Consider the following 14992-nt stretch of genomic DNA (forward strand, 5'->3'; position numbering starts at 1 on the left):
TATTATTTCTGCCCGTAGTAGGCGTCTTTCCCATGTTTGCGCAGATAATGTTTATCCAAGATCCGCTGCGGCAATTCTTCGGCAAAATGGTTTAGTTCCCGTGCGAACAAATTCATCTTCGAAACCTCTTCCAGCACAACGCTGTTCATTACGGCAGATTTGGCATCTTTGCCCCAGGTAAAGGGAGCATGACCCTTAAGCAGGACGCCGGGAACTGCCATAACATCCAGGCCACGCTGCTCGAAAGTTTCGATAATGATGCGTCCGGTTTCCGCTTCATAACCACGGTCAATCTCCTCTTGCGTCAAGAACCGGGCACAAGGTACAGAGCCGTAGAATGTGTCGGCATGGGTAGTTCCCATTACAGGAACATCAAGTCCGGCCTGTGCCCAGACAGTGGCCCAAGTCGAATGCGTGTGCACGATGCCGCCGATCTGGTCATAATGCTTGTATAGCACGGCATGGGTCGGTGTATCGGAGGAAGGTCTCATTTCACCTTCAACCACATTGCCGTCAAAATCGACAACTACCATGTCGCTTGGCTTCATCTTCTCATAATCCACGCCGCTGGGCTTGATTACGAACAAGCTGCTCTCACGGTCAACCGCGCTCACGTTGCCCCACGTATATTTGACGAGTCCATGCTTAGGCAGGTCCAGATTGGCCTGGTATACCTCTTCTTTCAACCGCTCTAACACATTAATTCCTCCAGTTCTCCACTAGATTATCTACAGCAGCCTGTTCAATCGCCAACCCCTTGGTGTAGCGCTCCATAAAGGTCTCAAAGCCTTTAACGTCAGAGCCATCCGGATAAATTTCTTGGCCTTGGGCATTGCTGAAAACTTTGCCGTCGAGGAAGTCGTCCAGACGTTCCTGTCCAGCCTTGTTCATCATGTAAGAAGCGAGAATAGCCATTCCCCAAGCCCCGCCTTCTCCGGCGGTTGCCATAACGGACACTGGAACATTGAGCGCCGCTGCAACGATTTTTTGTCCAACGATAGGGGTTTTGAACAAACCGCCGTGAGCCAGAATGCTGTCAATTGCCACGTTTTCTTTCTTTGTCAAAATATCCATGCCGATTTTCAAAGCAGCAAACGCCGTGAATAGATGAGTCCGCATGAAATTGGCCAAATTAAAGTTGCTCTCAGGTGAGCGGACAAACAGCGGCCGGCCTTTTTCGATTCCGGTGATATTTTCGCCTGACAAATACCCGTAGCTAAGCAAGCCGCCGCCATCCGGGTCTGCTTCCAGAGCCTTGTTAAACATCACACTGTATAGTTGAGCCGTATCCACCTTCTGTCCCGCTGCTTCAGCAAATTCACGGAACAAGCCCAGCCAGGCATTGATATCGCTTGAGCAGTTGTTGGCATGAACCATGCCGACCGGACTGCCGTTAGGAGTGGTTACCATATCAATTTCCGGGTATACGGTTGAGAGTTCGTTTTCTAATACAATCATGGCAAAAACCGAAGTTCCTACAGAAATATTGCCGGTCCGTTTTCTCACGCTATTCGTGGCAACCATCCCTGTTCCCGCATCGCCTTCCGGAGGACAAAGCGGAATTCCCGGCTGTAAATTTTCGGATGGGTCCAGAATTTTCACCCCAGCCTCGGTTAATACACCTGCCTGCTCGCCTGCGGTATAGACCTTAGGGAAAATATCCTTCAGCTTCAAGGAGTAGCCTTTGCCCGCGATCAATTCCTCAAACTGCTTAACCATCGCTTCATTGTAATCTTGTGTGGCTTCATCTATCGGGAACATACCCGAAGCATCTCCGATGCCGATAGCCTTATTGCCTGTCAGTAACCAGTGAATGAAACCGGCTAAAGTCGTAACAAAATCAATACGAGGCACATGCTGCTCTTTGTTTAATATGGCTTGATACAGGTGGGCAATACTCCACCGCTCAGGGATGTTGAATTGGAATTTATCCGTTAATTCTTTAGCCGCAGCGCCGGTTGTTGCATTACGCCAGGTCCGGAACGGCACAAGCAGCTCGCCTGTGCTGTCAAAAGCCATATACCCGTGCATCATTGCAGAAAATCCGATCGAACCAATGGTTCGAAGGGTGACTCCATATTTCCGTTCAACTTCCTGCTTCATTTCACTGTAGGCCGCTTGCAGACCCTTGATAATCTCCGCTAAGTTGTACGTCCAATACCCGTCTGCTAAAAGATTTTCCCACTCATAGCTTCCCGACGCGATTGTCTCAAAACGCTGATCAATCAGTACTGCCTTGATACGTGTGGACCCAAATTCGATACCAAGCGAGGTTTCTCCCTTAGTAATCGCCTGCTTAATGTTCTGATCCATGATCACGTTACTCCCCTCTATGACAACTGTTTTAACACCTATAACCGAAAGAAGGCGCTTTCCCTTATTAACAGATTTAGTATATTTTTTGTTCGTACATTTGTCAATAAATAATAATAGATATGCCTACAAATTTCACAATAGACAATGTTATGTTTTACTTATACTGTTTATACATAGAAAACAAAGGATTATAATAAGTTCATAAGCATGTTATGATATGTACATACAAATATTACGGGTGAGTCAATTAGTATTGGAACAACTATGGAGGAAGTGAGTAAAGTGAAACCAAAATATCAGGTTATCCTTGAGGATATAAAAAGCAATATACTTTCGGGAGCCTACAACGTAGGCGAACAAATCCCTACAGAATCCGCTTTGCAGGAGATGTATCAAGTCAGCCGGCAGACGGTGCGGAAGGCCATTTTAGAGCTGTCCAACGAGGGTTTTTTAAGAAGCGAAAAAGGATCAGGCACTTATGTCAGCAACCAGTTCCGCTCCAAATCCGGCGGGAATCCCAATAACCGGACCATCGGTGTGATCACGACCTATATTTCGGATTACATCTTTCCCTCCATTATCCGCGGGATTGAAGGCCGGTTGAATGAGGATAATTATTCGTTGTTATTAGCCAGCACCAATAATGATGTCGCACAAGAAAAGAAAGCCCTGGAAATGATGCTGTCCTTTGGTGTGGATGGCCTGATTATCGAACCTACGAAGAGCAATTTATACAATCCCAATATCGCTTACTACCTGTCGTTCAAGGAACAAGAGGTCCCCTTTATTATGATCAATGCTTATTATGAAGAATTGGAGGTTCCTTTCTTTTGCCTGGATGATGTACAGTCCAGTTATCTGGCGACCAAAGAATTGATCTCGAAAGGACACACCCAAATTGGGATCATTGCCAAAATGGATGATTTACAAGGGAAATACCGGATGAAGGGGTATATCAAAGCGCTTGGAGAAGCCAAATTACGGTTTCACCCCGAGCAGGTGCTCTCCTTCGATACCGAGACGAAGCAGGACCTGTCCACAAGCTTAAAGAGATTTCTATCTGAAAATAGAGACAACTTGACTGGAATTGTCTGTTATAACGACGAGGTAGGGCTTGAGGTCGTAAATGTGTGCAGACAACTTGAACTGTCCGTTCCGGGAGACTTGTCCATTATTGGTCAGGATAATTCTTATATCGCCAAAAATGCAAACATCAAGCTAACGACCTTAACCCACCCCCAGGAGCAAATGGGACGCGACGCCGCCGATTGGGTCATTAAGAAACTGCAAGGAAAGAAGGACTTAAGAAACAGCACCTATTATCAACCTGTTTTGGTTGAAGGAGAAACGGTGAAAGCGAAATAGGGGGAGACTGCCCCTGTGTTGTTTATATGCTCATATAAAATGGCCCTTGGAATCATTCCGAGGGCTATTTTTCTTCGAATAGATCCCCGGGAAGCAGGAGGTGTCGGACCCAAACTACTTACTTGCGGAAGTATCTTTTGCATACCCAAAAAACGTCATTTGGCCGTCCTCGTTCTCAGTCATACTATACGGATGAATCTGATCAGAATGTCTGCGAACAAATTTCCCTTCGCCTACCGGATAGATCTCGATATGAAGATTGCCGGAGTATCTTGTGAAATATAATATTCCATTGATAAGTTCTACTTGGATCTTGTCTTGTAAGTATGTTCCGCAATACTCTTTAAGCTTTTCTTCGTTGCATGGGAACTCTTCATGTTTTGTCGGAAGCTCCACGTCCAATTGATGCACCATATCCGAAATAGCATTGCCCAATCTGTACTGATCAATAGTCTCATTATTTGAAAGAATGATGATACACATATCTTCATCGAAATAATCCTGCATATACGTGCTTACCCCAAGGTGATCTCCGCCATGAGAATATCTGTCTGTACCGTAAACTTGATGATGCTCCAGTCCATAGCAGTAATTATTGCTATTCTCCCTGAAAAACCTGGTGTACGTTTGTGGCGACAGGATTTTACGATCCCGCAAACAGGTATACCATTTGTACAAATCATCGCAGTTTGAGACAATAGCTCCTGCGCCGATGCTGAATTTCTCGTTATGATACGGAGCTTTGATGTTGGCATCCATATTTTTCACATAATTAAATGATCGGTTCTTAATAGGTTTACAGCCATCATCGACTTCGCTGTTCATCATTTTCAAAGGCAGAAATATATTGTTTCGAATGTAGTCTTCGTACTTCTGTCCTGACACATGCTCAATAATCCATGCGAGCAAATTGTAGTTTGAGTTATTGTAATCAAATGCCGTACCCGGCGGCCTTGTAGGCTTTTTATTAATGTACTGCTGGTAGAAATCCTTTTGCGAATATTCCATTCTGTTGTATCCGGCAAAAAAATCATTTTCAAAATTATAGAAATTATACAAACCAGACGTATGCGACAACAAATGATGTACCGTAATCGACTTGTCAATCTTCATATCGGCAGGAAGGTACAATTGAGCAGGTTTGTGGATGTCCAGCATGTTCTTCTCATGCAGAAGCATAATCGCAAAGGCGGTAAACTGCTTAGACATGGAAGCGATTGAGAAGCATGAGTTTATACTGTTCTGTATTCCGAATTCGATACTTGCATAACCGTATGCGTTTTCAAAAAGGACTTCGCCTTTTCGGATGACATGAATAACGCCGTAAAAGTCCCACAGCTCCAGATATTTGCTAATATACGCTGCTAGCTTCATTTGCAGTGCTTGCACCAGAACTCACTCCTCTATTAAATGTAAAATATGTCCTGTCTGTAATAGTATCATGCGAGCGCAGGCTTGGAGTATAAAAAAAGCCCCTGCAGAGCTTCGGCTGCTGCAGGGACTAATTCCCGTTAATTAGTTAATGATTCTGCCCACGCATCGACAGTGACCACCTCTGCCTGACGGGGGAACACCTTCTCGGTCAGGACGCGATGAACCTCGGGGTCGGCATCAATACAGGCATCGGAAAGCACCGTAAGGGCAAAGTCTTTATCTGCCGCTTCCCGCAAGGTCGAAAGAACGACCCCGCTTGTGGCGATACCGCTAAGAATGAGCGTGTCGATCTGGCGGGACCGAAGGATCACCTCAAGATCGCTTCCGGTGAACGCGCTCACCCGAACCTTGGTCACAATGGGTTCGTCCGGCCGGGGCTGCAAGAATTCAATAACTTGCGTCGCGGCTTCCGGAGCTGCTGCTGATCCAGCCCGGCCGGCAATTCCCGCGAACATTTTGTTTCTGGAACTAATCTCAGGATAATCGGCGCGAAATGCGACCCGTACATAAATAACGGGAATAGCGTGACTGCGTGCGGCTTCAATCGCCTTTTGGAACGGAAGCAGTGCCTGCTCATTGTCTACGAACCGTGACACGACGCTGTTCTGCATATCCATGACCAATAGTGCGCTTTTGCTCGGCGAATTATACATGTGTTATTTAACTCCTTTTCTTCGAAGTGGACACGCTGGAATCACTAGCATCATCATAAACGGAGGGTATCCTCCGTTTAAAATTATACGGAGAACATTCTCCGTTTGTCAATCGACCACTGGTGATGTACTATTTACAAAGAGGTGTTATCCCAAGATGTCCAAAAAGAACATTTCAGCCAAACACAGTGACACTACTGAATTCGTCGTGACGCCTCTTGTGAAGGCATTACGTGCAGATGCCGTAAGAAATCGAGATAAGCTCCTCCAGGTTGCCCATAAGGTGTTTACGACCGAAGGCGCCTCCATCTCGATGGATGAAATTGCCCGGCGTGCCGGTGTAGGTGTCGGCACTGTTTACCGGCATTTCCCGACCAAAGAGGATTTGTTCGGAGCCGTCATTGTCAGCCACAAGGCACGTCTTATCGAAGAAGCACATCAATTGCTGCACCACGACGATCCCGGTGAGGCGTTCTTTTATTATTTTGCAAAAATCATACGTGAGGGGATTGCAAATAAGGCAATCACCGATGCCCTGATTAGCAGACTGAATAAAAACGGCGGACGTTCGGAGGTTGCGAGGGACTTTTGGCGGGGGATTGACAATCTTCTCGGCCGCGCCCAACAAAACGGCTCCGTGCGGGCTGATGCCAGCATTGAGGATATCAAAATCCTGCTTACCGGCATTCTGCAGGCAGCCGGGAACGGCGAAACTTTCCCGGACCGCGCCGTGTCGATTCTATTCGACGGTCTTCGCGTAAATGTCAAATAACCGCTTACTGCTCAAGGGAAGCGCAGGCGGTACAACCGCCTCTAACAAACACTATCGTGTTGCACTCTCTCAAGACCTTACCCAACTGAGAGGCTATCTGTTATAAAGACGGAAAAGTAATAGGTTTTTCCTAATATAGATAACGCCAAAAAAGCTGTATACCCAAAGGGTGTACAGCTTTTCTCCGGCACATACAACTTTCATGTGAATGTCGTAACCGAGTGTGCATCCCTCCGCTTGCGCCGGAAGAACGGCTTGCCTTTCGACCAATTGATGAACGGCTGCTCTATGACATAATAAGAGATCACCGCCGCCGCATACGAGATTACGACGACGGATACACTGATGCCGAGCCATCGCCACACGTCTTCAACTCCGGATTGGTGATAATCCTGTATGCCATACTTTTCGATTAACGTAATGAACAAATAGTGCCAAATATACAGGCCGAACGAAATTTTCGCGGTAAACCGGAAAAAGCGGTTATCAAGATAGCGACCTAATCTCACGCTGAACGGTGCCGACAGCAGCACGACTCCGAACAAAATGGCATAAGCGGGGAAGTAGTACGGTTGCTGCTGGAAGCTGAAGTCAAATTCGCCCCGGTGGCGCATACGCCAGAGCAGCAAGCCGGCAAGCCCCAAAGCGACTGCCCCGATTGCATCGAACAACCCGGACTTGCGCAACCGCTCGATTGCCGTGCCGCACCGCATGATTGCGGTCATTACACCCGCCGCCAGGATGCCGATGGTGAAGTGGCCGAAGAACCCGACCGGATTGTAATTCGGCATCCAGTATTTTGCACCGCCGATCTGACCAAATCGCCACCCCCGGCCCGTCTCGCCAGGCGTAAACCACTGATGTACGAGCGAGTTGGCGACGAGCACCAATCCAAACGCAACGATCCAGAACATGATCGCTTTGCCGAACGAACGCCGCTTGCTGAGCAGAAACAATAAAGCCATAAACAAAGGCATAAGCATGTAGCAAAACACCTCGAAGCTAATCGACCAGAACGGCCCATTCAAGTCGGACGGAAAAAACGTTGTATAGTGGAAGCCCGCTGTAAACGTGAAGCCCGCTAGAATTCGCCGCCACAAGAACTCCGTAGGAATGTCCAGCCTCCATACGAGCAATAGACAAACCAGGAATGAAACATAGAAGCCGGGCATAATTCTCGCAGCGCGACGCACTGCATACGCTCGGATACTTGGATACGGCTCATTGTCCAAGTAAGCGCTCCAAAAGGGAAACGACAACAAAAAACCGCTTAACACGAAAAACAGGCTCACCCCGCTGTTCCCAAGCAAGAAAACCGACTGCATTTCTTGAAGCCAAGGCTTTTGTGCGGGCATCGCCAGCCGTTGCGACAGATGATGCAGGATGACGGACAGGCAAGCAATAGCACGGACGCCATCTGCTCCTGTGAATCGGGTACTGCCTAACCGAATCTTGGACATCAGTTCAATTCCCTCTTTTCCCAAATGATTTCCCGAACGGATCATTATCCGCATAGACAACGAAAGGGCCGTCGAACAGAACAGGGGAACTGATGCCTGGAACACCGCAGCCGTATGTACACTACTCCCATTCGCAATGGCGCTGTACATTGATTTCAGGTACTGATATCTTTCAACAAATCACAGAAAAATCCTTCAACGTTCATGAAATGATCGTTCATCCATCAGGCATGGATTGTGCCCGGTCACTTGCCGCTGCTTATCATACTGTTCACCGCGCTGTCTTCTACTTCTCCTGCTCCTTGATCACTTGCTCAATCCCGAGCAGAATCAGCTTCAAGCCGAACTCAAATGCCCCGTCGGTCCCCATCAGCTCGAACAGCCCGTTCGTGAACATCCTCCGGAACAGTCCTGCATCCTTCTCGCTCATGGAGTCCAGAAGACGAATCATCTCCTCACCCGGTGCCGCTCCCTGGTCCTTAAGGATCGCGGACACATTGCGCTCATGCTGATAATCGTCCAGAACGAAGTAGAAAACATAGTTCACAAGCGTAGTAACCACTTGCATTTTCTCCGCTTGCTCCAGAGGCGTCGATTCCACGCAGAGCAGCATAAGGTTGGTGAACCGGATAATATCCGGTTCGTGAGGCAGCGTCATCATCATAAGCTGCGTGGAGCAGGGATACCGGCTGAGCACGCTCCGAATCGTTACAGCAAGCTCCGTCAACTGCTCCTTCCAGTCCCCCTTGGAATGGAATTCCTCCACAATCATTTTCGATACGTGGTTAGCCAGACGCTGATAAAGATTCTGTTTGCTCTTGAAGTACCAGTACAGAGAGGGAGCCTGAATCCCTAGCCTGTCGGCCAAGCGTCTCATGCTGAATTTCTCAATGTCCTCCTCTCCAAGAAGCTCCCAAGAGGCTTCCAAAATCCGTTCCTCCGAGATCTGAGGCTGCTGCTTTTTCATCGTTATCCGCCCTTTTATCTAACAGTGTAAGTTTATTCTTTACAGGTTCTTAGGTTCATGATATCATCTAACACTGTAAGGTTCAATCTAACGATGTTAGATGAGTGGAAACGGCTTATAAAAAACAAAGAAAGCAGTGATCCAACATGGATGCAGAAAACCTCTATTACTTTGAAAAAGCACCGGTAGCAAAAGCCGTTGCTCACTTCGCTGTACCGATGATGTTAGGTACATCAATGAACGTCATATATTCCATTTTGAACGCCTACTTCCTGGGCACACTCCACAATACGGCCATGCTAACCGCACTCGCACTAACCTTGCCGTTATTCGCAATCATTATGGCGCTGGGCAACTTGATTGGCATCGGCAGCGGCACATTCATCTCCCGTTTGCTGGGAGAGAAGAGATATGATGACGTAAAGCATGTGTCCTCATTCGCTTTTTACAGCAGTGTAGTGCTCGGACTTATCCTGATGGCCGTGGGTCTCCCATTGATCGAACAAATCGTACACAGCCTGGGGGCAACGCCTGACTCCTTCGGATTCACAAAAGACTATGTCACGGTTATGCTTATCGGTTCACCGTTCGTCGTATTATTCTTCACGCTGGAGAATATCGTGCGCTCAGAAGGTGCAGCCATCACGTCTATGATCGGTATGATCCTCAGTGTTGTTGTAAATATCATTCTCGATGCGCTCGTCATCTTCGTGTTCCAATGGGACGTGATCGGCGTTGCGTCGGCTACGGTCATTTCCAACCTGGTTGCGAGTGTATACTACGCCTTCCATATGGGGGATAAGAGCCAATTCTTAACGGTCTCCCTAAAATGGTTCAAGGCTACCAGGGACATTATGGGCAATGTATTCAAAATCGGAGTTCCCGTCTTTATTATGAGCATCTTTTTGGGCGCAATGTCGCTCATCTTTAACCATTTCCTTATCGAATATGGGGATTCGGCCGTAGCTGCTTACGGAATTTCATCACGTTTGTTGCAGTTTCCTGAGTTTATTCTGATGGGTTTATGCGAGGGAGTTGTGCCGCTCATTGCCTTCTCTTTTACAGCGGATAAATTGCGTATGAAGAATACCATTGGCTTTACAATTAAAGCAATCGTGGTGTTGGCAGCCGTATTCGGCATCGTCGTCTATTTGATTTCCGGCCATTTAATTGGTCTTTTTACAAATGACCCGCACTTAATTGAAATGGGCAGCTACATTCTGCACGTAACGTTCTTATCCTTGTTCATTACAGGGATGACCACATTGTTCACGGGGATCTTTCAAGCCACAGCGCAGGGAACGGCCGCGTTTATGATGTCAATTATTCAAGGCATTACGCTGATTCCTGTGCTTTATATCGCCAATCAAATGAACGGCTTCCACGGGGTGGTCTGGTCGCTTGTCATTGCGGATGCCGTCGCCTTTCTTGTCGGTGCCGTCATGCTGTATGTTCTGCGGAACAAATTGAAGCCGGAATTGGATAGTTTAGTACAGTAGAATTCATACACCGCCGCCTCTAAAAACAAGAAGGTGCGGAAAACCCGGTAATACACCGGTTTTTCCGCACCTTTGCTCTCTGGTCTAAATCAACGCGTCGAACCGGCCCTCCGGGTTCACCGTCGCCGTCCGGGGATCGGTTAGACCGATGTCCTTAAGTCCTCCCTTTCCTTCAGTCCGCCAGAGCGGGAGATGGTCCTGAAGCGGAGAAGCCGGTACGAAATTGACCGGGGTGCTGCTGCTCCCGCTTTTCTGCGCCAGTTGGGCCTCCAGCAGCCGGATTTGCCGCTGCAGATGCTCCCGGCGATAAGGAGTCTGCATCTCGCTGCCCTGCGCCTCGTTCACCTTGTCCAGCTCCATCATCAGCCGGTTTCGCTGCTTCTCCATGGAACTGACGTCGCTCTGTGTGTCGCCGTAAGCTGTAATGGCTTGTACCGGACTGATGCCTGATACTGTCTGTGCCGCCATGATTTGTCCCTCCGTTTCCTTGGCTTCCAAGCCGAATTCAGCCAATTCGAAAGTTCTAATCATCTCTATTACCCGGCAGTCCCCGCCATGACAACATTCCAGGCCGTATTTCCGCAATAATCGTCGTATAGTCTCAGCCAGAAGCTTTTTCGACCATACCAAAAGGCCCACCGATTCTCCGCTTTACCAGTACTTGTGATACGGGTTCACCGCGCTGTCTGTAACGGCAAGTCCTCATACTGAAACAGATTCTAGGGGACAACACTTCAAATCATTTGCAGGAAGCCCTTTGCCCGGTACCGCTGGTACTTCGACTTCAACATCAGGCCCATGTGTATGGAGAACGTTTTGAAGTTTACGATCTATGCCCCTGCATCCGAGATACATTCATTGCTGCGTCGATGACATCATGCTGTTAAAAGAAATGCCGAATATTTTTAACTGATTACTTTAACCATGCTTCCGTTCCCAGCTTTGATGTTATTTTAGAATGCTTTTCTCCATATGTAATTGCCGAAGAAACAAAAACAAGGGAAAACCCAGTGAAGGACCTACCAGTAGCGTACCTGCAACCGGCAGCCATAAATATTTCATTCTCTTTCTTGTGCCTTCTAACAGAATGAACCCCACAAGCACGATTGCGGTAACTAAAACATCCATCCATGCAAAAGCTCCGATACGGTTACTGGTTATGGCTTCCAATAGGAGAGACAAATCGAGGCCGTTGCGCACGACCCAAGGGATGAACTGCGAATAGGGCAAGACGAGTCCCAAAAAAGATAATACTCCGTAAAAGTACTTCATTTATAACCCTCCATTATACTTACTTTGGGCAGTTACCGGCTCGCTGCCTCGATAATCCAGCCGGTCAAAATGATCTAACATAATCATTCTCAAACACAATAACGAATACGGCTAGCGCTGTCAACAACCTGGACTCCCGTTAAAATATAACGAAACTCCAATACAAATTGATCGAATGCCGCGTAACTATAATGCTAAATTACACTTTTTCCATTCAGCGTTATGCGTTTTAATATACATAACGAGGTGAAGGCAAATGGTGGCATTCCTTATGCCTGCGAGTCCGTCTCGTAAGGGGCAAAGAAAAGAGTCAATCTCGTGCCAAACACGCTCATGGGGCGATGATCTTGAAGGTATGGGGTGATGTTTTTGTATACAGAAAAAGCTGCTGAAGCGCAAGTTGTCTTTCGTTGGCACACATGTCAAAAGCTAAATGATTATATGGATTACGCTATTGATCGTGTTGGACTTGTAGAAAATTCGTTGTTCTATATTACGGGTGGACAAGCAGTATGGCAATTGAATGATCAGGAGGTAATATTGCGCTCGGGTATAGTGGTTGGACTACCTGCTGGGACATGGATTGAACCGGATCGTATGGGGACGTTTGGACTGGAAGGGTGGGTCATTGAATTTCGTCAATTTGAATTAAAGGTCAATAACGAAAAAAGTGCGGAAATATTTCAATCCATCTGGCATCTGCCAAACCACCGGGAGTTTCTCACCGGGACAATGGATGGGCGTCAAATCAGAGATCAATTACAAGCGTTAAGTATGCTTGCTGATGAGGCTGTTGAGAAAGAGGTGCGTTGCCATCAGGTGCTATATACGCTGCTCGATATATTGTATCAACCTGTGGAACGGGCTCCGCAGACGACAGAACAGGCGATACTGCAATCAATAAAATATTTAGAGCAGTATTATTATAAGCCGATTACACGGAACGAACTGGCGAAGGTAGCGGGACTTAGTCCTTGGCATTATTCGCGTAAGTTTAGAGCATTGACGGACAAGGCCCCGCTCGAATATTTGAATCGTTACCGAATTTATCGTGCAAAGGAACGGCTGATTCAAAATGATGGTCATATGCACGATATCGCCAAACAGGTAGGTTTCGAAGATGCAGCATACTTTAGTCGCAGATTTAAGCAGATGGAGGGAATCTCACCGAAACACTATGTCCAAGTTGCTGCTGAGCGGCAATTGTGTGCGTTGTCTCCATTGTACGCTGAAATTTTATTAGCGTTAGGAGTTGTCCCCAATTCAGTTGTGACCGTTCCAATGTTATTGCCGCCACATCAGCGCTTAATATTAGAAAAACATAATGTGAACATGATTCCAACCTCGCAATATGCTCTTGATCTGGAGGCGATTGCTGAGGTAAAGCCTCAGCTTATTGTAGGTCACACACTTCAGGGAGAAGCCAGGAGCGCCCTGATGTCTATATCACCCTTCATATCAGGATTATCACGAGACTTGATTCCAGCTATTGCCCAATTAGCGGCAGTATTTAGAAAAGAAGAAGAAGCAGAAAACTTGTATCGCTATTTGAAGAAAATAGATGCTCAGGCACGTGAACGATTAAAGACGATCATTCAAGAGCGTCGTACAGTTATGGTTTTACGCATTGAAGAGGATAGTTACCGATACCTTGGTGCACATTCACTTGGACTTTCACGTATGATTTACCGGGAATTAGGATTAACGATTCCTACGCCGTTAAACCGGGGGCAGTATTGGTTTAATCCGTTAGATATAGAGACATTGCCTGCAATTGATCCGAATTTTATATTTTTAGAAGACCGAGTGATGGAGGGGAGTGATACGCGCTTAATGAAAGAAGTGCTTATGAAGCATCCGAGCTGGAATCGGCTTGCCGCAGTTAAGAACAACCGTGTGTATACAATTGATACGAGCTTATGGATTGGCTGCGGACCCTTTGGTTACCCTCTCGTCATGGAACAGATTGTAGCAGCACTAACGAATGAGGACAGCACAAATATCCAGATAATATAGCACTATCCCCTATAGAGACCCTAACAATAATTTGTTACGATTTATCAGTGATAATCATTCTCATAGATAGAGTTGATTTAGCTGTGACATTTTCTTCAAGCCCTGGCTGTCACACTTTGTCTTATGATAAATGATCGTTAACTATAAAGGGGAGATTGAAGCATGTCTACAAAATCACTACACTGGATAGGTTGGTTTACAGCACTAGCACTTATGGTTGTATTGACAGCCTGTTCAGTAAATAATGCATCAAAACAATCATTGTCAGATACAAAAGTGAAGGAGACTCAGACGCCTCAAACACGCACGTATAAAGATCAATTTGGAGAAGTAACAATTCCGCAGGAGCCTAAGAAGTTGCTAGTCATTGGTACCCGTTATGCAGAATATTTGATTTCGATGGGGATCAAACCTGCAATGGTAGCTGGTGTGCCGAGTGTGGAGCCAGAATATCGCTCGGAGTATTTCAAGGAGAACGGCGTACAATTGATTGACTATCCGCAATATGAACAAAATTATGAACTGCTGCTATCTCTTGCTCCTGATATGATTGTTGCCATGGGTTTCGGTATGGAGCAAGATGTGTATGAGCATTTATCACAAATTGCGCCGACTGTTGCGATTAGTTCAGGTCCTTCAATGGATGAAGCGATGCCTGTACTCGCTGAATTATTTGGTAAACAAGCCGAGTATAAGAGGGTCAAGGCGGAGTTTGATAGTACAGTAGAAAAGGCTAAACTAGCGCTAGATAAAGCGATTGGAGATCATACGGTATTGGTGCTGCGGGCAGATCAGAAGAATTACCGGGTGTTGGGACAACGTGCCAAGATGGGAAGCAGTCAGTTGTTTTATCATCAGCTTGGCTTGAAAATCCCTGAGCAATTGGCGAAGGAAGAGGCATGGTTTACGGTTATATCCATGGAACTTTTACCAGAAATGAATCCCGATTATATCTTTGTTGAGAATCGGCAGGCAGCTAACTTTAATGGCGATGAAACAACCAAGGAATTAAAAAAATCCAACATATGGAATGGTCTGAAGGCTGTTAAGGAGGGTAAAGTATTTACATTAGATACACGCGACTTTGTTGGTGGAGAAGGTCCGATTGGATACCCCAAGTTGATTGATTATATCGTCAGCAGCCTTATTCCAGAAGGGTCAAAGTAGATTCTATCAGATAACGTAGAGTTTTGTTCTTCCAGTGTCTACTCTGAATCCGCAGCAGCCATTTGACCTTT

13 protein-coding genes are annotated in these 14992 nt (G+C 46.6%); 5 read left to right on the forward strand and 8 right to left on the reverse strand.

Annotated elements, in window-relative coordinates:
• Window positions 1–2: 2 nt before the first annotated feature.
• A complete protein-coding gene (locus B212_RS0125695) occupies window positions 3–698 on the reverse strand; it encodes an L-ribulose-5-phosphate 4-epimerase (RefSeq protein ID WP_019914113.1) in 696 nt (231 codons plus the stop codon).
• A gap of 1 nt (window position 699) precedes the next feature.
• Window positions 700–2313 (reverse strand): xylulokinase, encoded by a 1614-nt coding sequence (locus B212_RS0125700; protein WP_019914115.1) that lies wholly within the window; start codon window positions 2311–2313, stop codon window positions 700–702.
• Window positions 2314–2598: 285 nt separating this feature from the next.
• Here B212_RS0125700 and B212_RS0125705 point away from each other — a divergent pair, with 285 nt between their 5' ends.
• A complete protein-coding gene (locus tag B212_RS0125705; protein WP_019914116.1) occupies window positions 2599–3681 on the forward strand; it encodes a GntR family transcriptional regulator in 1083 nt (360 codons plus the stop codon).
• A 114-nt stretch (window positions 3682–3795) separates the two neighbouring features.
• Here the strand turns inward: B212_RS0125705 and B212_RS0125710 are convergent, their stop codons facing one another.
• Both B212_RS0125710 and B212_RS0125715 read right to left on the reverse strand, forming a co-directional pair.
• Window positions 3796–5070: a serine hydrolase domain-containing protein gene (locus B212_RS0125710; RefSeq protein ID WP_019914117.1), complete on the reverse strand. Its 1275-nt coding sequence runs from the start codon at window positions 5068–5070 to the stop codon at window positions 3796–3798.
• A 122-nt stretch (window positions 5071–5192) separates the two neighbouring features.
• Window positions 5193–5768: a cysteine hydrolase family protein gene (locus B212_RS0125715; RefSeq protein WP_019914118.1), complete on the reverse strand. Its 576-nt coding sequence runs from the start codon at window positions 5766–5768 to the stop codon at window positions 5193–5195.
• 157 nt (window positions 5769–5925) lie between these two features.
• Here B212_RS0125715 and B212_RS0125720 point away from each other — a divergent pair, with 157 nt between their 5' ends.
• Window positions 5926–6540, forward strand: a complete 615-nt coding sequence (locus B212_RS0125720) for a TetR/AcrR family transcriptional regulator (protein WP_019914119.1) — start codon at window positions 5926–5928, stop codon at window positions 6538–6540.
• A 200-nt stretch (window positions 6541–6740) separates the two neighbouring features.
• Here B212_RS0125720 and B212_RS0125725 read toward each other — a convergent pair whose 3' ends face one another.
• Both B212_RS0125725 and B212_RS0125730 read right to left on the reverse strand, forming a co-directional pair.
• Window positions 6741–8000 carry an acyltransferase family protein gene (locus B212_RS0125725; protein ID WP_019914120.1) on the reverse strand — a complete coding sequence of 420 codons (1260 nt, stop codon included), beginning with the start codon at window positions 7998–8000 and terminating at the stop codon, window positions 6741–6743.
• 286 nt (window positions 8001–8286) lie between these two features.
• Window positions 8287–8967 carry a TetR/AcrR family transcriptional regulator gene (locus B212_RS0125730; protein WP_019914121.1) on the reverse strand — a complete coding sequence of 227 codons (681 nt, stop codon included), beginning with the start codon at window positions 8965–8967 and terminating at the stop codon, window positions 8287–8289.
• Between the two features lie 146 nt (window positions 8968–9113).
• On the opposite strand from B212_RS0125730, the gene B212_RS0125735 reads away from it, so the two are divergent.
• On the forward strand, window positions 9114–10466 hold the full coding sequence (locus B212_RS0125735; RefSeq protein ID WP_019914122.1) for an MATE family efflux transporter: 1353 nt from the start codon (window positions 9114–9116) through the stop codon (window positions 10464–10466).
• A gap of 84 nt (window positions 10467–10550) precedes the next feature.
• Here B212_RS0125735 and B212_RS0125740 read toward each other — a convergent pair whose 3' ends face one another.
• Window positions 10551–10997 (reverse strand): FlxA-like family protein, encoded by a 447-nt coding sequence (locus B212_RS0125740; RefSeq protein WP_019914123.1) that lies wholly within the window; start codon window positions 10995–10997, stop codon window positions 10551–10553.
• 417 nt (window positions 10998–11414) lie between these two features.
• Complete coding sequence (locus B212_RS0125745) at window positions 11415–11738, reverse strand: DUF2834 domain-containing protein (protein WP_019914124.1); 324 nt, start codon at window positions 11736–11738, stop codon at window positions 11415–11417.
• Window positions 11739–12107: 369 nt separating this feature from the next.
• Between B212_RS0125745 and B212_RS32440 the strand changes: the two genes are divergently transcribed.
• Window positions 12108–13754, forward strand: a complete 1647-nt coding sequence (locus B212_RS32440) for a helix-turn-helix domain-containing protein (protein WP_198015891.1) — start codon at window positions 12108–12110, stop codon at window positions 13752–13754.
• Window positions 13755–13916: 162 nt separating this feature from the next.
• Window positions 13917–14921, forward strand: coding sequence for an ABC transporter substrate-binding protein (locus B212_RS32445; RefSeq protein ID WP_019914127.1), 1005 nt, complete (start codon window positions 13917–13919; stop codon window positions 14919–14921).
• Window positions 14922–14992 lie beyond the last annotated feature (71 nt).

The organism is Paenibacillus sp. HW567, from assembly GCF_000374185.1.
GTDB lineage: Bacteria > Bacillota > Bacilli > Paenibacillales > Paenibacillaceae > Paenibacillus_AQ.